This window comes from Pseudoalteromonas sp. GB56, from assembly GCF_054923835.1.
The window spans coordinates 2970603-2993580 of the sequence record NZ_JBPCHK010000001.1 but is presented as its reverse complement, the minus strand read 5'-3'; the positions used below and the strand labels follow the sequence as shown (position 1 = coordinate 2993580).

Here is a 22978-nt window from a genome sequence, read left to right as displayed (position 1 = left end):
TTTCTTATTGCTTTAATTGGTAAGGAAATAGGGGCGACGATAGCCAAAAATGCCTTCTTTGAGTATCTGTTGTGCATCATAACTGCTTTTGCCTCCAAGCCCTTTTAGGACAAATTTGATGCCGATCCCCGAGTCGAAGACCGCTTGTTCTTGGTTAATACTTTGATTCAAGTCCGTTTCAATTTGCCTGCGGCCTGTTACTTGAATGGCCCAACAGCATGATTCGTACTGTACCCCAGAGATGACCTCGATACTACGACCAGACTCGATGTCGCGATGATAGCTTGCAACAAATTGCCAATTGTCGTTTATGGGCACACTGGTAAACATACCGACTTGCTCAATTGTATTCCCTGAGACATCGTTTGCATAGCGATGGTTCAATTGGACTAACTCGTTATCGTCACCTTTGTAATCGAGCGTCAGATGAGATTGGATCATTTGACTACCATCGATGTCATATTGGATACCCCCAGAAAGGTACCAACGGCGGTGCCAATGCCACATGGCTTCACTGGCAAACAATGAGTTATAGGTTGTTTCTGTTGCGAAGTCTTGTGCTGTTGGCTTTGCCGACTCTGATAGATAGAAAATTTGACCTGCACTTAAGTTGAAAACTTCTTCATTACTTTTGTCGAATACGCGTGTTGTGGCACCCAAAGTGATTTGGTTTGCAGCCGCAATACGGTCAACACCGGAAAAACGACGATCACGGAACAAACCAAAAAAGTCGTCTTGCAGTTTGGTCGTGTCGTACAGACCAATATTGTTTTGGTCCTTGTTCGGTGTATACAAATACTGAATCTGCGGTTCGAATGTCTGGATACCATCATCAACAAATAAGCTGGTATCACGTTCGAAGTTTAGTTGGCTGTATAAACGTAGCTTAGGCAGTGTACGACTCACCGATTCTTCATACGTCGTGCCAGTTAAATCACCTTGTTGGTCGTAATATGTGTGCAACACACTTAATTCAGATAAAAATGACCACGCATAGCGCTCTTCGCTGAAACGTAATTTCGGCTCTAAGTGAATCCGAGTGGCTTCGTCTATTGCTCGCGTGCTATTACGAAAATGGCTCACTTCACCGTTAATTGACGCATCAAACCAACCTAGTTGGTAGGGTAAAATTTGTGAAAACTGTACACGAGGCAAAGCAGTGTAAGATTCTAAGTGATCGCCCAGTACTTCGTAATCTTGCACCTGGATATCGGTACGCCAACGCTCGCCTAAGTGCGTTAAAATGGCTGAACGCGCCAAATGCGTGTCGGTTTTTGTGGCGTAATTGGAATTCAGATCCGTCAGGTAGTTGTCATCACTCACATTAGTAATATCAACGCCGGCGCGCCATGAGTCACTAAAATAGCTTTGTTGTGTCCAATGATACAAATAGCGACTTCCTAGCTCAGGATCAGAGTCGTCGGAATCTAAATACTCCAATCCCAAGAGACCTTGGCTAGTTTTAGTCAGATAGCGAAACTCTGATTGCAGCTGCAAGCCCTTTTCAGACATGTAGCGCGGTGTCAAAGTCAGGTCGTAATTGGGAGCAAGGTTGATGTAATACGGCGTTACGGTTTCTAGACCAAAGCGGTTTGAACTTGATAGCTGAGGTGCTAAAAAGCCCGTTTTTCTTTGATCGTTAATTGGAAAAGTAAAATACGGCAAGTACAACACGGGAGTGTCGTAGATACGTAATGTTGTGCCATAGGTTTCACCCCATCCTTCCTCTTGAGAAAGAATAATTTTGTTGGCACTGATCGACCACGTTTCATTGTCGACAGGGCAGGTCGTGAAACTGGCGTTCGTTAAAAACAATCCCTCTTCAGAAACCTGAAGTTGCTCTGCGCCACCGCGACCCTGTTGTTGCGTTAGTTTATAATCAGCGCCGAGCAAATTAACGTTGGAATCATCTAGGTTTGCTTTTAAACCACGGCTGGTAATAATGGCGGCACCATCTTGATAAGTCAGCGGCCCTTTTGCGTTCAGTAAACCTTGTTGTTTATCAATTAACGCCGATTGTGCGGATAAACTCATCGTGCGGGTACTGATATCCACATCACCCACAAAATGTGCGCTGTCTTGGCCGATTAACTCTACGTCGTCGGCCACTATTTCAATTGTGCCAAATGGCAGATCGGGTGCTAACCATGTTGCTTGGCGAGACACATCAAGGCAGTGTGGGGCATTGCTTGCATCATTAGGAAAAGCAACGGCATTAACCGTTGAATTGATTTGGTTGTTGGCATCCGCTTGCTGCTCAGTCGCCGAAGATGCGGCACTGGCTTGGGTTCCATATAGGGCTATCGCTATCATGCCCCATAATTTATTCATCGACTCACCTTAGCTTACTTGCCAATAGCATGAGGTTTGGCAAACCTTTGCTAAATTTGTTTGCAGCGATTACTTTGCTCGCTGCCCTTAACCTGTCACCTAATAAAGCGTAATTGCTTTGCTGCACTCACAGTATTTGTCATATCTGTTATTTGCGTGTGCAAATACTTAGGTAACAATAAAAATCCATACATCAAGGGGTGAATAGCCCTTGGAACTAAGCATGACATAATAAAGCAATTTTGTATTAATTACATCTGCCATGTGCTGACAAAATGGCCATTTTTATCTTCACGGCAATATCTTAAAGCCGTGCTAAAGCCCTTGTTACTTAGCGTATTTTTGGTCACTATGAGAGGGCTCGGTCAGATCAAGGAAAAAGCAGTAATGTGGGGTAAAATTCTCGGTGCCTGTTTCGGCTTTATGTTCGGCAAGGTATTTGGTGCTTTGTTAGGTTTATTTATCGGCCACATGTTCGATAAAAGTCTGAAGCAAGACTTCGATAAAGCGGGCGGCTTCCGCGGTTTTTTTGATAACGAATCCATCTCTCAACGACAAGCTTTATTTTTTTCCAGTTGCTTTGCCGTTATGGGACACATTGCCAAGTCTAACGGGCGTGTAAATGAACTACATATTCGCGCCGCTACTCAATTTATGGATGAAATGGGGCTGACTGGCGAGGATAAAAAGGAAGCTCAACATGCCTTTCGAGCCGGTAAAGAAGCTGATTTTTCAATGAACAGCACGCTGCGTGAGTTCCGAGAGCATTTTGCCGGGCGTTTTGACCTGATTCAATTATTTCTCGAAATTCAAATTCAAATGGCGTTTAGTGATGGCCATTTAGCACCTCAAGAAAAAGCGTTGTTAGAGCAAGTTGCTAAAGGATTGGGAGTGAGCAAAACCCACTTCAGTTTTATTTTAAAACGCTATCAAGCTGAGTTTGCTTTTCGCCAGCAGCAGCAACGCTTTCATCAACAAGGGAGCCATAGTCGAGGCTCACAAAACACAGCGAGCAGCGGTATGAGTCGTGCTCAGGCGTTGAATATACTTGGTCTGGAAGAAGGTGCTGACGAACGAACGGTCAAAAAAGCTTACCGAAAACTGATGTCACAACATCACCCAGATAAACTGGTTTCTCAGGGCTTGCCTGAGCACATGATGAAATTAGCACAGAAGAAAAGCCAAGATATTCAGGCAGCGTATGAATATTTAAAAAAGGCGGCGTAAAAAGCCGTCGATTTCTTGTGATATCCGTGCTGTTTGCTGCGGATTATCAATTTCATCAAGTAAGTTAACCTGGCGATAGTCGAGTTTCTGATTCCTTTGCGCCCACATATTACTTTGCTCCACAAGCGCTTGTGACCAATTTGAAGCATGAGTGTCTCTGATATCAAATACCGCAGGCGCGATTATTGAGAAGTTGGCACTGATGTGTCGGTTGCGCTCTGGATCTGGCAAATAAGTGTTAAATGCTACAATCGCCTGCAAAGGCAAATCTGGATATTCGGTGAAATACTCACTCAGTAGACCTGCACTCTGGCCAACCGCAAATAGACTAATCGGCTTTTCAGATTCCTGTGCTTTTTCCATCACGGATTCGAGTTGTGCGAGTAACTGACTTTTGTACGTATCTAAATCCACAATTTGTGTAGGTACTTGAAAGGGCGGCACATAGCTTTGCTCTGACGCTGAAGGGGCATTCGCTTGTGCGGGAGTCTCAGTGTCTGCCGGTGCTGAATTTTCATCGGCTGGCGCTGTTGGAGTTTCAGCTGCAGCTGCGACGTCTTCAACATCTGACATAGTAAAGCTTGCGCGGGTGATCACCAAATAGCTGTCGTAGCCTTTGTGACTTAATGCGTTGCGCAACTGAGTAAAGCCAGCTTTGGCGCCAACGGGGTCCAGTAGGGGAGCAAAAAAAATCAAGGTACCGCGGTGAACCGGTGCCATGTAAGGGCGGTGCACGACTTCAAATTCCTCTCCCTGTGCCAGCAAACTCACAGGTTCATCTAAGCTCATTGCGTGCGCATCGGTTGCAGGCACAATGCCTGACAAAGTGGCTATAACACTGATTGCAAAAACCCAATTACGCATATAAAAACTCACAACGAACCCAGCGTGAAATTATAGATATCATGAGTTTACATCGGCCAACACAGATAAAAGTTTAGCGGATATTGACCTGAGTTTTTTGCGCAGTGCTTAGAACGGACACGGCGCTGTAAAGGTAAGCGATTCTCCCGTACTTGGGTGGGCAATCGTCAACCAATGAGCGTGCAATTGTAAGCGTTGTGCGCGCGCTTTCGCCTCGGGGTGAGCGTAAAGTCTGTCGCCCAAAATCACATGACCGAGTGACAGCATATGTACTCTTAATTGATGGCTGCGCCCAGTCACAGGCGTTAATTGCACACGAGAGGCGTTGTTTAGTGTACTTAATACTTGGTAGTGTGTGAGTGAAGGCTTACCGTTTTCCATATCCACCATCTGCTTTGGGCGGTTTGGCCAATCACAAATCAGCGGTAAATCAACCGACCCTTGCTTCGGCTCGAGGTAACCTTCGACGATAGCTATGTATTCTTTGGCTGTGTGGCGCTCTTGAAACTGCATACTCAAATTGCGATGTGCTTCTTTGTTTAAGGCTAAACAGATAACCCCAGATGTGGCCATATCTAGGCGATGCACAATTTTCGCAGTCGGAAATACTAAGTTGGCGCGACGGATTAAGCAGTCTGCATGTTTCGGGTCTTTACCTGGGACGGTCAGCAATCCGCTTGGTTTATCAAGGATCAGCAGAATCATCGTCTTGATAAATAATATTCAGGTAAGGAAATCGCGGGGGATTGTAGTTTAACAGCATGACCAGCCTCATCAATTAAGGCCGGCCATTTTAATGAAATGCCTAGTGGCTGACAACGATTAAGCGGATAGCGTCGAGCTTTACTTTGGCTTTATCAATGTATTCATCCATTTGCGTGCGACTTTTCTGGAAGTGAGTCAGCTCTTCATCACGAATGTTTGGATTGATTTCCTTCAAGCTCGTCAAACGCTCAAGCTCACTGTCTACAGCCTGATGCATCGCTGTTTTGGCATTGACGCGTAAGGTCTCCATGGTGGTTTGCGCCAGTTCGTTGCCTTGTTCAATTAGCGGGTGAATCGCACTTTGTAAGGCATTTACGAGTTTTGATGCTGTCTGGCGGCCAACAGCGTTGAGTTGTTGGTTGAAGGCATCAAAAGCCACGTTTTCACCGAGGTTATTGCCGCCTTTATCTAGCAGCACGCGAATCGGTGTTGGTGGCAAGTAGCGTCCTAATTGCAGTGCCTTCGGTGCCATGGCTTCAGCGATATAAATGAGCTCTACAAAATAGGTGCCTGCTGGTAGCTTTTTGTTTTTTAACAAAGCTACAGACGCAGTACCAAAGTCGTCATCGCAAATCATGTCCATGGCGCCTTCGACCATGGGGTGATCCCAGCTTAGGAAGTGTAAGTCTTCTTGTGCCAACGCGGTATCACGGTCAAAGGTGACACTGATACCTTCATCTTTTAGAAATGGGAAGTTCGCGCCCAGCATGTGCTCAGTCGGCTTCAAGATGATGCTATTTTCACCTTTGTCTTCTTGATTTACGCCCCAGGTATCAAACACGTTAATCATGTATGTAGGAAGGGTGAAGTCGTCGTCCATTGCGCTGATGTCTTGCACCAAGTGCTCTGACTTACCTTGGCCACTTGAGTGCAATTCCAGCAAGCGGTCACGGCCTGATTCCATCTGTGCCTTAAGTGCTTGATAGCGCGTGCTAACGCGCTCTAGGAGCTCACTTAATGACTCATCTTGGTATTCTTTTGCTGCCAATAATTGCAATAACTCATCGCCAAACTCCTGATTGAGCATATGGCCCGTGGTTGACGTGTGCTCGAACGCATTTAGACCTTCGTGGTACCAACGTAACAGAGTTTGCTGCGCGCTGTCTTCGAAGTAGGGCACATGTATTTTAATGTCTTGTGTTTGGCCAATACGGTCAAGTCGACCGATGCGCTGCTCTAACAAATCAGGGTTTAGCGGTAGGTCGAATAAGGCCATATGATGCGCAAACTGGAAGTTACGACCTTCTGAACCAATTTCAGAGCAAATCAGTACTTGGGCACTGTCTTCCAAATCAGCGAAGAATGCGGCAGCTCGGTCACGCTCTATAATGCTCATGCCTTCGTGGAACACTGCGGCTTTAATACCCTCACGCTCACGCAAGGCTTGCTCTAAGCTCAAGGCTGTTTCTGCTTTGGCACAGATCACCAACATCTTCTGGGGCTTATTAGCATTGAGGGTGTCGATTAACCACTGCACACGCGGGTCGAACTGCGTCCAGCTTGCGTCTTTGCCTTCAAATTCTTGGAAGATTTTTTCTGGGAATAGGGCGCGAACAGCGCTGAGTTCGACTGGCGCCGAACCGCCTAAGTTACCCATTACACTCATCGCCGTTTTGTACTGGCTCGGCATGGTCATTGGGTAGGCATGCAAAATTCGCTGCGGGTAGCCGCTGATACCACTGCGGCTGTTGCGAAAGAGAATTCGCCCAGTGCCGTGGCGATCAAGTAGTTGCTCCAAAATCTGTTCTTTGGCGTGCTGCTCACCGGCATTAAAATCAGCCAGCAAGGCTTCTCCTTGGGCTCCGAGTAAGTTTGTCAAAACCTGAGCTTGTTGCTCTGTTAATGCCTGTTCTTGCATGATGCTATTGGCTGCATCGGCAATGTCATTGTAGTGACGCTCTTGTTCAACAAATGCGTCGTAGTCATAGAACCTATCTGGATCGAGTAGTTTTAGGCGTGCAAAGTGGCTTTGATGGCCTAATTGATCCGGCGTTGCTGTTAGGAGAATAAGGCCTGCGATGTCTTGGCTTAATTCCTCTATGCGTGAATATTCAGTGCTTGGCTTATCTACCGACCAGCTCAAGTGGTGCGCTTCGTCTACCACGAGGAGATCCCAATCCGCCATTGTTGCTTGTTCGAACCAGCGTTTTTTCTTGGTTAAAAACTCTAGGCTAGTAAGCACTAACTGTTCTGTTTCAAACACGTTCGGGCTGTCTGCGAATGCTTCAGCACAACGCTCTTCGTCGAAGATAGCAAACTTTAGATTAAAGCGGCGCAGCATTTCCACAAGCCATTGATGTTGCAAGTTCTCCGGAACCACCACAAGGACGCGAGAAGCTCTTCCCGTCAGTAGTTGTTGGTGCAAAATCATGCCGGCTTCGATGGTTTTACCCAGACCTACTTCATCACTTAGTAACACGCGCGGCGCAAAACGCTGACCGACTTCTCGGGCGATGTGCAGCTGGTGCTCAATCAAGCTCGCTCGTTGACCAATCAAGCCTTTTAGTGGTGATTGATCGCGATTGAATCTGTGTTGCCACGTATTGTAGCGCAGAGTATAGCAATCGAAACGGTCGATTTGGCCAGCAAAAAGTCTGTCTTGAGGCTTGTTGAACTTAATAAAGTGATCGAGAAACGTTTCTTTTAGTTCAGTGGGTTCGTCATTATCAACGCGCGTACCTACATAGGTATATAAGCCGTTTTCTTCTGTCACTTGGCTAACGGTCAGTTCCCACTCGTCAGCGCTGCGTATTACATCACCGGGATTAAATAGCACACGGGTGACGGGCGCTTCCGCTTGCGCGTAAACGCGGCTTTCGCCACTTGCGGGGAACAATATGTTTACTTGGCGTCCTTCCAATGCAACTACGGTACCTAATCCTAAATCTGATTCGGTGTCACTGATCCAACGTTGGCCTAAGGAAAAATTCATTGCGTGCTCAATCTCGACTTTTTGTATACCAAAACTAGGGCGCATGTGCCCGAGCAAAAAAAGGCGGCTATATTAGCGTGCTAATTTACGATTATCACCTTAAAACTGATAAATAGTGCAACGCTTGTTTAGATTATATACAGCAGCAAAAGACGGTCATTTTTGCAAATGTAAATTTGCACTTTTTCTTACATTTTTTATTGTCATAAAAGCGTCTTTTCCAGCTCATAGACTAAACTTGAAATATGCCTAAAGGCATCACCACCTTGTCATTGTAGTCGTAAAGGTGCAGATATAATAAAGACAAATAGGATTGCGCTATGGATAAAGACCGCCACGCTAACAGTAGTAAGATGTACGTCCTTGATACTAACGTATTGCTCCACGAACCCCTTGCATTCCTCTCCTTCCAAGAACACGATGTCATCATCCCGATGACGGTACTCGAAGAACTCGACCATATCAAAGACCGCAAACGTGACGTTAGTCGTGATGCGCGAGTGGCGATTCGTTCTTTGGATGAAGTGTTACGCGATGCAAGTCCAGAGCAAATGCTTCAGGGAGTGACATTGCCAAGCAATAAACGCACTCCAGAGCAACCGCGAGGAAAGCTTATAATCGTTAACGACCACCTGTTTGCGGACAGTATCTCTGGCTTGCCGGGTAATGAAAATGACCATCGCATTATTAACTGTGCCGTGTACTTACAAAAGCAATACAGCACGGCAAAAGTGGTGTTAGTCACCAAAGACATTAACATGCGATTAAAAGCCAAAGGTGCTGGGCTGCATTATGTTGAAGATTATCGTACTGACCAGTTGATTGATGACATAGCCTTACTCACTTCCGGCTACAAAAAAGTAGAGGGTGACTTTTGGCAGCACGTCGGCGAGTGTGAAACAGAGCAGCAAGGTCGTGATGCGCTGCACCATGTCTCGCGTAACCTTGTACCGGATGTGTTTGCCAATGAATATCTACTCGATGACAGTGGCCATTTTGCAGCGCGTGTTGTGGGTTATGATGAAGAGCACATTACCCTCAAAGATTTAGGGGTAGAGCGGCTGATGTCGCGCAGTGCATGGGGTATCAAACCCAAAAATGTCTATCAAGGGATGGCGATGGATGCCTTGCTCGACCCTGATGTGGAACTGGTGCTGCTTACCGGGCCTGCTGGGTGTGGTAAAACTATATTGGCATTGGCATGTGCGTTAGAGATGATTATCGAAAAGAAAACCTACGATAAGCTTATCGTCACGCGAAACACGCCTGAAATAGCCGAATCTATTGGTTTCTTACCGGGTACGGAAGAGGAGAAAATGGCGCCTTGGTTAGCTGCTATTACTGATTCTTTAGAGGTATTACATAAAGGTGATGAAAACCCGATTTCCAGTCGCAACTACATTATGGAAAAAGCCAATATCCAATTTAAGTCTGTGAACTTTATGCGTGGTCGTAGCATTCAAAATGCGGTGGTGTTGCTTGATGAAAGCCAAAACTTAACAGCATCACAATTGAAAACTATCATCACGCGATGTGGGAGTGGCACTAAGTTGATATGTTCAGGGAATTTAGCGCAAATTGACAGCAGCTATTTGACTCCTGTTACATCAGGTTTGACTTATATTGTCGAACGATTCAAAGATTTTGAAGGCAGTGCTACCGTTAACCTCAATGGGGTTGTACGCAGTCGTCTTGCTTCGTTTGCAGAAGAAAATCTGTAATTTGAAAGGCTGCTCTTGCCCTAAAATAGCAGGGGCAGTCAGAATTACTTTGAGCTACACCAACAACATAGTTGGTGTACGCATATAATTTGCGTATGATTTATGGAAGTTCGGTGTTGTCTGAAATTCACTCTGGTATATTCAGGTTAAACTCAGCAAACACTTCTAAGCTGCTAGGTATTATCTTTGTAGCATCGCACTAAAAACGGCTGACAAATATAACGTAAACACTGGCAGGCCAGTCTAAACTGATGTTAGGGTCTGTTGACCTTTACTGCTTTTTTGTAATTTAGATGCAGCCGTTTAGATTGAAGATGAAGTAAACCGAAAAAATAAACAGACCCGAGTAGCGGATTAAATAATTGAATCGTACATGTCAACATATTGCTGATTAGTAATGGGTGTTGAACAAGGTATAGCAAACAGGAAGGCTCATGAAGTCAGCGAAAATTCTCGTCGTGGATGATGATGAATTAAACCAAGTAATTTTAACAAAAACCCTTACTCCTAAATATCAAGTTCACTGTGTGAGCAGTGCTATTGAGATGTTCGCTTGGCTTGAAGACAATACGGTCGACCTCATTCTTCTTGATATCATCATGCCTCAAATGAATGGCTATGAGGCACTTAAGCAGTTGAAGCATGGTGAACGCACACAGGCTATTCCAGTTATTATCATTTCTGCGAATGATTCCAATGACGACGAAGCGAAGGGTCTAGAGCTAGGCGCTATGGACTACATAACCAAACCATTTGGTAGCGCGATTGTTCGAGCACGTGTGAAGAATCAATTAACCATTAAACAAAAAAATGATTTGCTGGAAATGTTGGCAAGCATTGATGGCCTTACCGAAATCCCGAATCGACGTTACTTCGATGAACATTTTGCGCGAGAATGGCGTCGCAGTGCACGTGCCGGATTGCCTTTATCTGTGTTGATGATAGATATCGACTTCTTCAAGCGCTACAACGATCATTACGGACACCAGAAGGGTGACGAATGTCTAAAACGAGTGGCGCAAGCTCTAGTGAATAATTGTCAACGTGGCAGTGACTTCGTTGCTCGTTACGGTGGAGAGGAATTCGTCGCTGTGCTACCAGGTAGTGAGAATGAAACCGCAATGGCGCTTGCAAATAAATTATGTAACGTTGTGCGCGATTTAAGCATCACGCACATAGACTCGCCTGTTGCCGATCGTATTACAGTGAGTATCGGGGCCACTACCTTTGTTGATGGTTGCGATGATAGTTGCGAAATGGAGTTGGTGGAGCAAGCGGATAAAGCAATGTACAAAGCGAAGCAACTCGGCCGCAATGGCTTTGCTTCATATGAATAAAAAAACAGCGCCACAAGGCGCTGTTTTTTCATATATAAATATTAAAGGCTACCTACGAGTGCTTGGTAGGCACTTTCACCGACACTGACCAAGCGGCCTGATTTAAACACCAAAGGCGTGCATTCATTTTTACTAATTTTACCATCTGATTTTACACTTTGTGTGGCGTAAAATAACACTTGGTATGTTTCACCCTGATGGCTGAAAGACTCGCTGAAATCTGGCGTACCAAGCGCATCTTTCACTGTCATGGCTGCACTATTAAGGTCTAGATTGGTAATGAATTCGCGGTTATCACGTTGTTGTTTTTGCCAATCACTTGAACCCCAATGAGCATCTGCTTCACCATCGTTCACTGAAATAACACAACCACCCAACATAGGTAGGGCTACAAGGGCGCAAAGTAATACTTTTTTCATTTTAGATTCCGTTTTAGTTGTTTGGTCTATTTACCCACTACTTTTCAAGTTCAATGCCAATAATTTAAATTTTAAATATTTCAATAAGTTAACTGTTTCATAAAAAGCTTGGTATAGCTTTTTTAGGAAAATTTTAGTGTATTTAACTAACTTGGTTGCGAATTTTACCACTTGTATAGGCACGAATATTAAGTGCCAATTGGGCGATTAACCGATCTCGTGCTTGTGATGAAGCCCATGCAGTATGCGGAGTCAAAAGCAAATTGTCGCCTCGATACTGGATAAGCGGGTTGCTCGATTGCGGAGGCTCTTCACTGAGTACATCAAGTGCTGCCCCCGCAATGACATCGTTTGTCAGTGCATCAGCCAAATCGGCTTCATTAATGATTGGTCCGCGAGCGGTATTGATGAGCACCGCAGAGTGTTTCATCGTTGCCAGTGTCTGTTTATTGATAAGCCCTGTGGTGTCGGCCGTTAGAGGACAATGGATAGAAACAATATCACCACGCTGTAGTGCATCTTCGAAACTCACGCGTCCTGCTCGTGGTGCTTGTCCTTGGCGTTCAGCGATGAGTACTTCCATACCGAATGCGCTGGCTACCTTGGCAACCCCTTGTCCTAGTTCGCCAAAGCCAACAATGCTCAGCGTTTTTCCAGCCAGTTCGTTGATCGGGTAATCCAAGCGACAAAACATCTCGCTGCGTTGCCATGCGCCTTGAGCTGTATCTTGGATGTAGCGATGCATGTTACCTAATAGAAGCGACATCATAGTGAAAGTGTGTTGAATTAAACTCGAGGTTGAATAACCAGCCACATTGCACACGCTGATGCCGAGCTCATTCGCTGCTGCGATATCTATATTATTGGTGCCTGTTGCTGCGACACAAATGAGCTTTAAGTCTGGTAGTGCCAACATGTGTTCACGATTAATTTTTGCTTTGTTGGTGATCACTACTTGCGCTTTTTTAAGGCGTGGTACCACTTCTTGCGAATCGGTAAGTGGGTAAGCGATAAACTCCCCAAGAGATTCAATAGGGGCGAGAGAGTTATCTCCTAAAGTGTCCATATCCAACATGACTATTTTCATGACGTTTTCCAATATTCAAACTTGCGTCTAGTTTTTCATGGACCGTGCTTGAGAGCAAAATTAAATCCTTGACCTTGGAGTCTACTCTAAGGTTTATAATCAATTTATCGAAGCGAAAACAGCCGAAAAGGATGAAATATGCGAATAGGTGAATTAGCGAAAAAGGTATCTATGAGCACAGATACGTTGCGTTATTACGAACAACAAGGATTGTTAAGCGAGCCACAGCGAAATCACAGTGGCTATCGTCAATATTCAGATAAGCATGTAGCGCAGCTCAATTTTATTCGTCGCGCTAAAGACGTTGGTTTTAGCCTTGAAGAAGTGGCTGAGTTATTGAAAATCAATTTCGAAAAGGCGCAGCATAGCTGCCAAGAAGTCAAAGAGTTAACCCTGCGTAAGCGTGATGTGGTGGCTGAACGCATTGCTGAGTTGCAACGTTTTCATGCGTCGTTATCTCAACTCGCGAAAGACTGCTGTGGTACCACAGCTCCGGCTGAGCATTGTTCAATATTGACTGCGTTGGAGGATATCGATGGACTTAATCATTAACTTTTGGCAACTGTTTGTACTGTCTGCACCTTGGCTGATGCTCGGCTTAGCGTTAGCCGGGTTGCTGAACGTCTATCTACCTGCAAACTTTTTGCATCGACACCTCGGCAAAGAAGGATTTTGGACAACCGTTAAAGCGGCGTTAATTGGTGCGCCAATGCCACTGTGTTCTTGTGGTGTGATCCCTGCGGCTGTGGGTCTCAGACGGGCAGGTGCGTCAAAAAGTGCCACGACCTCATTTTTAGTGTCGACCCCTGAAACAGGCGTTGATTCGGTGTCGGTTTCCTATGTGCTACTGGGGCCATTCATGGCGGTGATCAGGCCAATAGCGGCCATCTGTAGTGCTATTACCGCGGGGTTGCTGGTGGGCAAAGAAAGCGCGCCGGAACAAAAAGGGTCTGTGGCTCAGACCACGCAAGAAAAACCAAGCAGTTGTGCATCTCAATCGCGCGCTGAAACTTGTTGCTCGAGTCGTTCTGAGGAGCAAGAGCCCGTGCCCACATCGTGTTGTGCAAGTGCTTCAAACGCGGACACAGCCACACAACAGCCCGACCAAGCAACGAATATATCGGAATCGAATTCGAGCTGTTGCACACCGAAAGTGGACGCAAAGCAAAGCAGTTGTTGTAGCACCAAAGCAAACTCGCTGCCTACAGAATCAGCACTGGCTAAACTTAAACGGGCATTGCATTTTAGCGCTACAAAGTTGCTCAGTGACACGGCAGTATGGTTAATGATTGGTCTCTTTTTCGCAGCTTTGGTACAAACCTATGTTCCTACATCTTATCTCAGTCAGTGGGGCAGTGGCCTACTCGCTATGACTGTGATGGTGTTGATCAGTATTCCTATGTATATCTGTGCCACAGCATCAACACCAATTGCTGCAGGTTTGTTGCTCGCGGGTGTGTCACCGGGTTCAGTATTGGTGTTTATGCTTGCCGGCCCCGCAACAAACATTGCAACCTTGGGTGTGGTCGGTAAAGAGTTAGGGCGCAGAGCAATTGTTGCATATCTGAGTGCCGTGATTGGCGTTGCCTTGTTGTTTGGTTTCTTAACTGACTTTTTGGTCGGTGAATACAGTATTGAGGTTATTCCGTTGGCTGGGCATCATAATGAAGTGCTACCGCATTGGCTGTCGCAGGGTTCTGCAGTCATTTTAGCATTACTTCTGTTGCGCTTAGTTTGGCTTAAATTTCAACCAAATATGGTACCGTCCACTGGTAAGAGTTGATAAACTTAGCGAATAACTCAACGGCGCGATACAATAAGCGCCGTTTTTTTGCCTGTAGTAATAAGGTGAACGCCGTGGATAAGTATGCAGATATAAGACCTTACAATGATGACGAAGTAGCAGATGCGGTTGCGAGGCTAATTGCCGACAATGCGTTTGTAGACTTGATAGCTAAGCATAACTTGCCGAGTTGGCTGGCGAAAGTGCATTTTTTATCGCGCCCGCTTGTGCGTTCTGGACTCAAACGAAAATGGGGCTCAGTTAAGACGGTGCGCCAAGTGCAGCTGGAAGTCGTGCATTACCTTGAGCGCATTATCAATAACACGACATCCCAAGTCACCTTTTCAGGTTTAGATGAATTGGACAAGAATCAGGCTTACCTGTTTATTTCCAACCACAGAGATATCGTACTCGACCCTGCGCTGGTAAATTTTGGATTACATCAATACGATATGAACACAGTACGTATTGCCATTGGTGATAACCTGCTACAGATCCCCTATATCACGGAGTTGATGCGTCTAAATAAAAGCTTCATCGTGAAGCGTTCAGCGAAAGCACCAAAAGAAATGCTTCGTGCTTTGACGCAGTTGTCGGCATACATATATGACTCGCTAGCAGACGGCCACAGTATTTGGATAGCGCAACGAGAAGGGCGCACTAAAGATGGTTTCGACCAAACAGATCCAGCCTTACTTAAAATGTTGCAGCTAAACGGGCGCAAGCAAAAGAAAGAATTTGCCGATTATGTGCGTGAGCTAAAAATTGTTCCAGTTTCAATTTCTTATCAATATGAACCATGTGCATTAGCGAAGGCTAAAGAGCTGTACCATAAGAAACACCATGGTGAATATGTGAAACAAGCAGGTGAGGATATTGAAAGCATTGTTGATGGTTTTACCACCGACAAGGGGCACGTGCATTTAGCATTTGGGCAGCCGATCAATCATGACTGTGATACACCGGAAGATCTGGCTAAAACTATCGATAAACAAATCCTTGAGTCGTTTTATTTGCACCCAGGGAACTATATTGCGGCGCAACACGCCGAAGCCATCGTTAATTCAGAATCCCAAGATGTAAAAGAATTTGATAGACGCATGAGCGCAATCCCTGACCATTTACGCGACCTCGTTATGGCTATTTATGCTAAACCTGTATTGCGTAAGGAAGAGATGGACCAGTAAGGACCATTTTTAGCTGGCAATTCGGTGCGACTCGCATTAACGTTAATACAGGGTTATGTGAGAAGTGCCGATGCAGCAGCTAGAAATATTTTCCATTGATAGCCCCTGCAAAGGGGTGTGTGAAGTCAATAATCGAGGTTATTGTCGGGGGTGTTATCGCTCTCGCGAAGAGCGCTTTGGCTGGAATCAGTTTTCAGATGAGCAAAAGCGACACGTCAGTATGTTGTGTCATCAACGTTACAAACGCTTTTTGCAAAAGCAACAACAAGAGCAAGCTGCTCCACCTCCGCTATCTCAGCAAGGTGAATTAGACCTATAAACCGTACTTTTCCTTGAGCTCACTGACCACACCTTGTTCTTCTAACTGTTTTAATGCCGCCAGAATTTTCGGAATTCTCTGTTCATGTCGTTTGTGGACATAGTGATAACTATAGTAATTGGCTAGATGGTGGCGCTGGAAGCGTGAATCAATACCTGAATTCATCTCACTTTGCAGGTGAAAATCCAACAAAACAACTCCATCCACTTGTTTCTGGGCAAGCAGGTTTAATTGCGCTGCGACGTTTTCAATTTTTATTCGCTGGCCTTGATAATGATGTTCATCCAGGTATTGTTCAGTCACTGGATAGCCATTACGCATGGCGATGCTATTTAACTCTTCGAGGCCACACTCTTGGCAACGAGTGAGGATGAAAAGCTCAAAATTGAACAGTGGATAGTTAACTCTGAGCAGATTTTCGTACTGGGATTCGATGTTGGCAATACGCGCTAATTGGCCATCAAATATGCCTTGGTCTGCCGCTTCTAATGCTTGCGGGTGAGCATAATCAACTATGTCTAACGTGTAACCTAGCTGATCATATACGCGTGTCATTAAATCTATGACGTATCTGGCTTGTGCAGTATCCATTGGCTTATTAAAAGACACACTCGGGCGCTCAAAGCTCTGAGCGTGATTCGATGCAGCTAACACTAATATCAAGGTGATAACACACAGCCTTAATCGGCTAATTGATTGTTGCATAACTACCTGTAAGTTATTGTTATATCCTTATTAAGCACTATACGCTGGGTATGTGCGATGCGACTTTAAGTTTACGAAAAAACATATATGAATCAGTCTATATTTTTTCCTATTCTAGGAAAATAGGTTGTGAAATACTATCTTTATCATAAGCCATTTGTGTGCATTCAATCAAAAGCGCTTCTGGTATAGTATGTGGTGTATTCGTAGATAAATAGTGTGAAAGCCATGAGTTACAATTTGTGCCACCTTCCCAGAGAAGACAAATACCGTATTCAGCTAGATTACGAAGCGTCGTTTTGGGCGTATCAAATTATGCGCGGGAAGAATGGGCGTGACAAAGTTTATGAGGCCATCAATATTCGCCCCATATCTGAGCAAGGTTATTTGAAACAACAATTTGAGCACTATCTTGCGATGATGAGTGCGGCGCGATGACATCTGTGTTGGTACAACGACTTCCGCCACTTGCAACACCCTTGGTCAACAAATTTTATGATGAAGTTGGCGCGAGAGGGAGAGCTACAAAGCAAGACCAAGTATGGGTGACTCGTTGTAACAACACGATTATTGCGGCGGCTAGAGTCGCCAACATTGATAATAATTCTTTTTTATGTGGCGTGTACGTTGCGTCTCAGCACCGTAACCAAGGACAAGCTAGCGCACTTATTCGGCAAATTTGTGCCGAACACACGGGGCCAATTTATAGCTTTATTTATCAACATCTCACAGAATTCTACACCAAGTTGGGGTTCATTCCTGTGCCCCAAACGCTTCCTAGCGCATTAACAAGTAAGCTATTAACTTACCAAAACCAAGGGCGAAAAATACTTCCTTATCGCTTTGATGAGGTTGCTCATGGCTAGGCTGCTCGTGTTGCTGTTCTGCGTCTTAGTGATGCACAACAATGCATGGGCTAAAGTCCAACGACTGTCTGTCAGCGAGGGACTTTCTCACAACACAGTCAGCAATTTTGTTATCGATAAGCAGGGCTTTTTGTGGGTTGCCACAGAGAGAGGCTTAAATAAGTATGACGGCTACACTATTGAACCTGTATCGAGCGACATTGTGCGTCTTGAAGATGCCATGATTGACACTCTGTATATCGATAAAAGCGGGGATATTTGGGTTTCATCTATTCTCAGTGGTTTGTTTAGATATCGCGTTGAGGCCGGTTTACTCGAACAAGTACTCGTGCCTGATGAAGAAACGGACAGTAGTTTTGCCACAGCCATTTTTTCAATGTTGTCTATTGCACCAAATAAGATGCTGTTAGGGCGTGGCGAAGACGTAGCATTGCTCAACCCTCTTAGTGGCAGAGTCACTAGCCTCTTCAAAGTCAGTAACGCGCAAAGTAGAGCGCTCGTTCGTACACTCTTTCGGTATCGAGATTATGTGTTTGTTGGGACCAGCCGTGGCGCCTATGTATATGATTTGAATACCGAGTCTGTGAGGCGTTTGCAACATCTACCGAGTCACGTTCAGGGCATACATGAAGACAACGTGAAATCCTTCATTTTGGCAGATGACAGCACGCTCCTTGTCGGCACGGTCAAAGGTCTTTATCAGGTTGATATTACCGATATTGCGCAACGTTTTGCTGAGCCAGATAGCGAATTCTCCGCGCAAACGTTACTGCCCGATCTCAATATATGGCAGGTAGTACGCAGAGATAAATCATCGTTGTTACTGGCAACGGATAAAGGACTATTTGTATATAATATTAACACCCATGCTTTGGAGCGTCATCGTCAACTCGATAACAGTCCATTCAGTTTATCTGACGCCAGTATCACCACAGTGAAGCAAACACCACAAGGCGATTTGTGGGTGGGAACCAAACGCGATGGGGCATTCTTCTTACCGAATAAACAATTTGCTTTTAGTAACTTATCGCCAGATACACTCAAAGGCGATGGGTTATCTCATACTAACGTGTGGAGCACAGCGCAAAATGCCGATACTGTGTTTTTGGGCACTCACAATGGGTTGACGCTTGTTGATGTTGCTAGCTTGAACAGTGAAGTGAAATTTAAAAATTTCTTAAGTGATGAGCTTGATAATGTATTTAGTATTTTCACCTTAATCTTGCATAAACAGCAGTTGGTGATGAATACCACTCGTGGTTTGTTTATTTATGATTTGCAGTCACAGCAATTAAGCAAGTTAGTTACACGAGACCCACAAATGCAGGGGTTCTTGGAAGGGTGGCTACATGGACTGTACGTAAGTGAAGACGGAGCTTTATACGGTGTTAATCAGAATCATGGCTATTTCCAATATGATATTGAATCGACAACGCTAACCCCACTTGAAGGCGATTTAGCTAACTACGCACCCTTTTCGGCACTGGGGTTCAGTGCACCTTTACCAGATAAACCCAACTCGCCAATATTTTTCGCAAACGGCCGTTTAATGCGCTTTGACCCAGAGCCGCGCAGTTTAGAGCTGTTATTTGAGGTACCGAAAACAAATGAAAATCTAGCCATCAATCTCAATGGATATGCAATAGATAATAACAATGTACTGTGGTTGTCGTTTTCTAACTTCGGATTGGTCGCACTTAACGCCTCTACTTTTGAATTTATTAAACATTTGGATTTGCAACGGCGTGGTTTAAGTAACCTGATGTACGATTTAGTGCGCGATCGACAGGGCCAAATATGGATGAGTAGTCACACAGGTTTGTGGCGCTTTAATCCAATGACCGAACACTTCATGCACTACACCCAAGAAGAGGGGCTCGAAACCAACGAGTTTAACCCAAGTTCTGTGAGTGACTTAATTGATGGTCGCTTGTTATTCGGTTCCGTTCATGGTGCGACGCTTTTTTATCCGGAGCAAAACAAACCAAATCAACCCTTGCTGCAACAAGTTAATTTCACCTCCGCTGAACTGATGTATAAAGAGCTACAAAGGCCGGTATTAGGACCGCTGAAGCAGGTGTATTTAGCGCATGATGATGTGGGCTTGGAAATTTCATTCAGTGCGATGGCTTTTAATTACCAAGATAGAATTATTTATGAATACCAATTGGATGGCTCACAAAAGAGTTTTACCCGAGATAACAATAGAGTTGTTTTCTCAAAGCTAAACCCCGGCGAGCATATACTTAAAGTGTGGGCGCAAGACCCGCTCACAGGAGAGCTCACCACGCCAGCTAGACTCGCTATACATGTCGCGTATCCGCCTTGGAGTTCACCTGGATACATTACTCTCTATATTATTATCATCATTAGTTTGTTTAGTGCATGGCTGTATCGTCGCAACTTTATGCAGCGCATGCTGATGGCGGCGCATAAGCAAAGCCAAGAATCAGCGGCACGTTTGAAATTGGCACTAGAAGGCAGCCATTCTGGGGTATGGGATTGGCATAGCTATGACAGTAAAATATATCAACCGCGTTTACGTGAAGAGTTGGGGTATGATTATGAGCATTGCCAACTTGATGATTATCTTGCCTTAATTCATCCTGACGAGCGGCAAAAATTCAGGATTGAATGGTTGGAATTCCTTTCAACCGATAAAGGGTACTTCAACTGCGTTTATCGTTTGCGTCACCGCTCTGGCTTATGGCGCTGGTATAAAGACTTTGGCAAGGTGATGGAGTGGGATGGGGCGCATCCTATCAAGGTTGCAGGCACCTACACCAACATGACACGTGAATTGGTGTTTGAAGAAAATGCCCGATTATTTGGCGCTGCATTTGAACAAACCAGTGATTGGGTCATCATTTTCGATCACAAATTGCGCATCACCGCGACCAATAAGGCGTTGCGACAACATTTCAATTACACACCGAGTTGTCGTTCTTCACGCCGTTTAACGTTAGGGTTGTCGAAAAATACCCGAATTAATTACTTGCGTATCCTCAGTGGCTTAAGGGTGGGGGAGCATTATCAATGCGAAGAGGTCGTGGTTATTAAAAATGGTGAACATGTACCTGTATTGCTAAAAATGAGTGCTGTAGCTGACAACGAACAACATGCGACCAGCTTCATTGTGATGATGACTGACATCAGTGAACCGAAAAGTGCATTACTAAGTAAGCGTGAACGCGTCCACTACGATAGTTTAACTGGATTTCCAAACCGCGCCTTGTTTATGGACAGAGTAGAACACGCGCTGGAACAAGCTGCACGCAATCGCAGTGGTTGCGCCTTAATTCTTATCAACCTGACTAACTTAGCAGCAATCAACGATAAGAAAGGTTTTGATAGTGGCGATCAGTTGTTATTGAGCTTAGCCTACCGACTACAAAGAACAGTGCGTGCGCAAGATAGTTTGGGGCGTGTTCATGGTGATGAATTTGCCTTGCTGTTGGAAGATATTGATGACGTCGAGCAAGTTATAACGGTGTTTACAAAAGTACGAGATGTGCTCGTGCAGCCCTTTAAACAGCGCATGATGGAGCACAGTGTCACGGTGAGTTTAGGGGTATCATTATTCCCACAAGACGCGCGTTCGAGCGAAGAATTATTGAAATGCGCAGATCTTGCTATATATCAGGCGAAACGTTCTGGTGTGAATCAATGCCACTTCTTTCAAGGAGAAATAAATGCTGCGGTGCAACGTAGCATTGACACCGAACGAGATGTGATCAAAGCGTGTGAGCAATTTGATTTTATTAATATGTATCAAGGTGTTTATGGGATGCACGGGTCGCATCTTAGCGCCTTTTCTGTGCTTTTGTACTGGCAAAAGGGAGATAACCTTGTGCCTCCAGAAGAGTTCTTACCACATATTCGCAAGCCTGAATTATGGACCAAGCTGCTTATCCAAACCCTTGAGCGAGCGGTGATAGAGTGTCGGGTATGGCATCGTCAGCAACCTATGTTAAGTCTGTGTTTGAGCATCAGTGGTCGCGAATTTTCGCAGCCTGGCAGCATGGGCGATGTCATTCACTTACTGCACAGTTATGACTTCCCGTTGCCTTACCTAACCCTGGAGATAACAGTAAAGGATTGGCAACGTATGGAAGAGCGTTGTAAAAGGGTGTTGCAAGATCTCGTAAGCGAAGGTGTGCGGGTCTCCTTACACATAGAAGACATCGAAGACTTATGCATTCCTGAGTTTGCGGAAGAGCTGTTTGGGCAGGTGAAGCTGGGCGAGACGATTACGGCTGAAATTTGTAACCACAATAGCGTCAATCCTAAGGTTCGACGTTATATGGCTATTTTTTCTGCTATGGGCATTGATGTCATTGCTGTGGGAGTACAGAGTGCGACTCAACAGCGTAAACTGCTGAGTCTAGGTTGTAATTTAATGCAAGGGGAAGCAGTTCACGCACCGTGCCACGGTGATAACATCGCACAATTGCTGGTGGAAGCGTAAACGCGCGTATTACTCTAAGTGATGGCCGCACTGCGGACAGAAGCGTTTTAACACTGGGTGTGTTGTGCGCACTTGTTTTTCGATTTGTGCGGCTTCTTGGGTACTTAATCCTAGTTCGAGTCTTAACTCCTCTAGGTGAGTACGATCATCGTGACAAATCACCCCATCTTCCATGAGTTGATATACAGTTTCGCTATAGGTTCTGCGTCTTTGCCTCAGCTGGTCAGAGAAACTCGAGGCGAGAATACCGGTAGGAATCGCGACCATGCCCATACTGAGAATTGTTATAATGCCACCGAATATCTTACCGAGCATCGTCACTGGCACTACATCGCCGTAACCTACTGTAGTCAGAGTGATAAGTGCCCACCACATAGCTGCGGGGATCGAGCCAAATTTATCCGGTTGAATATCGTGTTCTAGCAAATAAATGCCACTTGCAGCGATGATTAAGATCACCGTCATGATGAAAAACGCAGCAGTGAGCGAACTTGCTTCTTCGCGAATCGTGTTTAGCATCAATTGCATTGCTCGCGAATAACGGGTGAGCTTGAAAATACGCAACAATCGTAAAACGCGTAAAAAACGTAAATCGAATGACACGAAGAAGGTTAGCAGCGAAGGCAAAATAGCCAATAAATCGATTAACGCAAGTGGTGACACTATGTAACGAAGGCGTCGTTGGGTGTGGGTGTAATTGGTGTCTTTGAAGCAGTCCAAATCAACGCTTGCCCATACCCTGGCAAGGTACTCCACTGTGAAAATAGCCACAGAAACAAGTTCAAAATACACAAAGAAACGCATGTGTTGTTGTGCAATGTGTGGCACTGACTCTATGACAATAGCGATAACGTTAGCAAAAATGAGGATCATTAAGAAGCCATCGAACAAATAGCCCCAACGTTTTGACTGACCTCGAGCGTCAAATACATCCGCTAGTTTTAATCTTAGTGTTTTCATAGTTTCT

General features: G+C 45.1%; 17 protein-coding genes and 1 pseudogene. 10 read left to right on the top strand and 8 right to left on the bottom strand.

The window, feature by feature from the left end; genetic code table 11:
- Positions 1 to 12 precede the first annotated feature (12 nt).
- Entirely contained in the window at positions 13 to 2331 is a 2319-nt protein-coding gene (lptD, locus tag ACH19P_RS13890) for an LPS assembly protein LptD (protein ID WP_462159141.1), read from the bottom strand.
- A gap of 387 nt (positions 2332 to 2718) precedes the next feature.
- On the opposite strand from lptD, the gene djlA reads away from it, so the two are divergent.
- Positions 2719 to 3558 (top strand): co-chaperone DjlA, encoded by an 840-nt coding sequence (gene djlA / locus ACH19P_RS13885; protein ID WP_462159140.1) that lies wholly within the window; start codon positions 2719 to 2721, stop codon positions 3556 to 3558.
- Here the strand turns inward: djlA and ACH19P_RS13880 are convergent.
- From ACH19P_RS13880 to rapA, 3 genes and pseudogenes are all read right to left on the bottom strand, one after another.
- On the bottom strand, positions 3541 to 4422 hold the full coding sequence (locus ACH19P_RS13880) for a DUF3530 family protein (protein WP_462159139.1): 882 nt from the start codon (positions 4420 to 4422) through the stop codon (positions 3541 to 3543). The genes djlA and ACH19P_RS13880 overlap by 18 nt on opposite strands.
- Before the next feature lie 108 nt (positions 4423 to 4530).
- Positions 4531 to 5185, bottom strand: a pseudogene (gene rluA, locus ACH19P_RS13875) (bifunctional tRNA pseudouridine(32) synthase/23S rRNA pseudouridine(746) synthase RluA).
- 42 nt (positions 5186 to 5227) lie between these two features.
- Complete coding sequence (gene rapA, locus ACH19P_RS13870) at positions 5228 to 8119, bottom strand: RNA polymerase-associated protein RapA (RefSeq protein WP_462159138.1); 2892 nt, start codon at positions 8117 to 8119, stop codon at positions 5228 to 5230.
- Positions 8120 to 8439: 320 nt separating this feature from the next.
- On the opposite strand from rapA, the gene ACH19P_RS13865 reads away from it, so the two are divergent.
- Both ACH19P_RS13865 and ACH19P_RS13860 read left to right on the top strand, forming a co-directional pair.
- Entirely contained in the window at positions 8440 to 9840 is a 1401-nt protein-coding gene (locus ACH19P_RS13865; protein ID WP_462159137.1) for a PhoH family protein, read from the top strand.
- Between the two features lie 434 nt (positions 9841 to 10274).
- Positions 10275 to 11177, top strand: coding sequence for a diguanylate cyclase (locus ACH19P_RS13860; RefSeq protein ID WP_462159136.1), 903 nt, complete (start codon positions 10275 to 10277; stop codon positions 11175 to 11177).
- A 41-nt stretch (positions 11178 to 11218) separates the two neighbouring features.
- Here the strand turns inward: ACH19P_RS13860 and ACH19P_RS13855 are convergent, their stop codons facing one another.
- Positions 11219 to 11596, bottom strand: a complete 378-nt coding sequence (locus ACH19P_RS13855) for a DUF3192 domain-containing protein (RefSeq protein WP_462159135.1) — start codon at positions 11594 to 11596, stop codon at positions 11219 to 11221.
- Positions 11597 to 11738: 142 nt separating this feature from the next.
- Positions 11739 to 12683 carry a D-2-hydroxyacid dehydrogenase gene (locus ACH19P_RS13850; RefSeq protein WP_462159134.1) on the bottom strand — a complete coding sequence of 315 codons (945 nt, stop codon included), beginning with the start codon at positions 12681 to 12683 and terminating at the stop codon, positions 11739 to 11741.
- Positions 12684 to 12821: 138 nt separating this feature from the next.
- On the opposite strand from ACH19P_RS13850, the gene zntR reads away from it, so the two are divergent.
- The 4 genes from zntR (at position 12822) to ACH19P_RS13830 (ending at position 15972) form a co-directional block, all read left to right on the top strand.
- Positions 12822 to 13235: a Zn(2+)-responsive transcriptional regulator gene (zntR, locus tag ACH19P_RS13845; RefSeq protein ID WP_462159133.1), complete on the top strand. Its 414-nt coding sequence runs from the start codon at positions 12822 to 12824 to the stop codon at positions 13233 to 13235.
- Positions 13219 to 14466, top strand: coding sequence for an SO_0444 family Cu/Zn efflux transporter (locus ACH19P_RS13840; RefSeq protein ID WP_462159132.1), 1248 nt, complete (start codon positions 13219 to 13221; stop codon positions 14464 to 14466). The genes zntR and ACH19P_RS13840 overlap by 17 nt, the downstream gene beginning before the upstream one ends.
- A gap of 74 nt (positions 14467 to 14540) precedes the next feature.
- Positions 14541 to 15653, top strand: coding sequence for a 1-acyl-sn-glycerol-3-phosphate acyltransferase (locus tag ACH19P_RS13835; RefSeq protein WP_462159131.1), 1113 nt, complete (start codon positions 14541 to 14543; stop codon positions 15651 to 15653).
- A gap of 70 nt (positions 15654 to 15723) precedes the next feature.
- Complete coding sequence (locus tag ACH19P_RS13830) at positions 15724 to 15972, top strand: DUF1289 domain-containing protein (RefSeq protein WP_462159130.1); 249 nt, start codon at positions 15724 to 15726, stop codon at positions 15970 to 15972.
- Here ACH19P_RS13830 and ACH19P_RS13825 read toward each other — a convergent pair.
- Complete coding sequence (locus ACH19P_RS13825) at positions 15967 to 16677, bottom strand: hypothetical protein (RefSeq protein WP_462159129.1); 711 nt, start codon at positions 16675 to 16677, stop codon at positions 15967 to 15969. The genes ACH19P_RS13830 and ACH19P_RS13825 overlap by 6 nt on opposite strands.
- A 228-nt stretch (positions 16678 to 16905) precedes the next feature.
- Here ACH19P_RS13825 and ACH19P_RS13820 point away from each other — a divergent pair, with 228 nt between their 5' ends.
- The 3 genes from ACH19P_RS13820 to ACH19P_RS13810 are packed head-to-tail and all read left to right on the top strand — an operon-like array spanning position 16906 to position 22011.
- The gene (locus ACH19P_RS13820) at positions 16906 to 17115 is read left to right on the top strand and encodes a DUF3283 family protein (RefSeq protein ID WP_462159128.1); all 210 of its coding nucleotides are present in this window, start codon (positions 16906 to 16908) and stop codon (positions 17113 to 17115) included.
- Positions 17112 to 17543 carry a GNAT family N-acetyltransferase gene (locus ACH19P_RS13815; RefSeq protein WP_462159126.1) on the top strand — a complete coding sequence of 144 codons (432 nt, stop codon included), beginning with the start codon at positions 17112 to 17114 and terminating at the stop codon, positions 17541 to 17543. Before ACH19P_RS13820 ends, ACH19P_RS13815 begins: the two co-directional genes overlap by 4 nt.
- On the top strand, positions 17536 to 22011 hold the full coding sequence (locus tag ACH19P_RS13810; protein WP_462159125.1) for a diguanylate cyclase domain-containing protein: 4476 nt from the start codon (positions 17536 to 17538) through the stop codon (positions 22009 to 22011). Before ACH19P_RS13815 ends, ACH19P_RS13810 begins: the two co-directional genes overlap by 8 nt.
- A 9-nt stretch (positions 22012 to 22020) precedes the next feature.
- Here the strand turns inward: ACH19P_RS13810 and ACH19P_RS13805 are convergent, their stop codons facing one another.
- The gene (locus ACH19P_RS13805; protein WP_462159124.1) at positions 22021 to 22971 is read right to left on the bottom strand and encodes an ion transporter; all 951 of its coding nucleotides are present in this window, start codon (positions 22969 to 22971) and stop codon (positions 22021 to 22023) included.
- Positions 22972 to 22978: the final 7 nt, after the last annotated feature.

Excerpts from the sequence above, each read along its gene's own strand:
- lptD (WP_462159141.1), bottom strand. The coding sequence starts at position 2,331 with ATGAATAAATTATGGGGCATGATAGCGATAGCCCTATATGGAACCCAA.
- djlA (WP_462159140.1), top strand. The coding sequence starts at position 2,719 with ATGTGGGGTAAAATTCTCGGTGCCTGTTTCGGCTTTATGTTCGGCAAG.
- ACH19P_RS13880 (WP_462159139.1), bottom strand. The coding sequence starts at position 4,422 with ATGCGTAATTGGGTTTTTGCAATCAGTGTTATAGCCACTTTGTCAGGC.
- rapA (WP_462159138.1), bottom strand. The coding sequence starts at position 8,119 with ATGAATTTTTCCTTAGGCCAACGTTGGATCAGTGACACCGAATCAGAT.
- ACH19P_RS13865 (WP_462159137.1), top strand. The coding sequence starts at position 8,440 with ATGGATAAAGACCGCCACGCTAACAGTAGTAAGATGTACGTCCTTGAT.
- ACH19P_RS13860 (WP_462159136.1), top strand. The coding sequence starts at position 10,275 with ATGAAGTCAGCGAAAATTCTCGTCGTGGATGATGATGAATTAAACCAA.
- ACH19P_RS13855 (WP_462159135.1), bottom strand. The coding sequence starts at position 11,596 with ATGAAAAAAGTATTACTTTGCGCCCTTGTAGCCCTACCTATGTTGGGT.
- ACH19P_RS13850 (WP_462159134.1), bottom strand. The coding sequence starts at position 12,683 with ATGAAAATAGTCATGTTGGATATGGACACTTTAGGAGATAACTCTCTC.
- zntR (WP_462159133.1), top strand. The coding sequence starts at position 12,822 with ATGCGAATAGGTGAATTAGCGAAAAAGGTATCTATGAGCACAGATACG.
- ACH19P_RS13840 (WP_462159132.1), top strand. The coding sequence starts at position 13,219 with ATGGACTTAATCATTAACTTTTGGCAACTGTTTGTACTGTCTGCACCT.
- ACH19P_RS13830 (WP_462159130.1), top strand. The coding sequence starts at position 15,724 with ATGCAGCAGCTAGAAATATTTTCCATTGATAGCCCCTGCAAAGGGGTG.
- ACH19P_RS13825 (WP_462159129.1), bottom strand. The coding sequence starts at position 16,677 with ATGCAACAATCAATTAGCCGATTAAGGCTGTGTGTTATCACCTTGATA.
- ACH19P_RS13820 (WP_462159128.1), top strand. The coding sequence starts at position 16,906 with ATGAGTTACAATTTGTGCCACCTTCCCAGAGAAGACAAATACCGTATT.
- ACH19P_RS13815 (WP_462159126.1), top strand. The coding sequence starts at position 17,112 with ATGACATCTGTGTTGGTACAACGACTTCCGCCACTTGCAACACCCTTG.
- ACH19P_RS13810 (WP_462159125.1), top strand. The coding sequence starts at position 17,536 with ATGGCTAGGCTGCTCGTGTTGCTGTTCTGCGTCTTAGTGATGCACAAC.
- ACH19P_RS13805 (WP_462159124.1), bottom strand. The coding sequence starts at position 22,971 with ATGAAAACACTAAGATTAAAACTAGCGGATGTATTTGACGCTCGAGGT.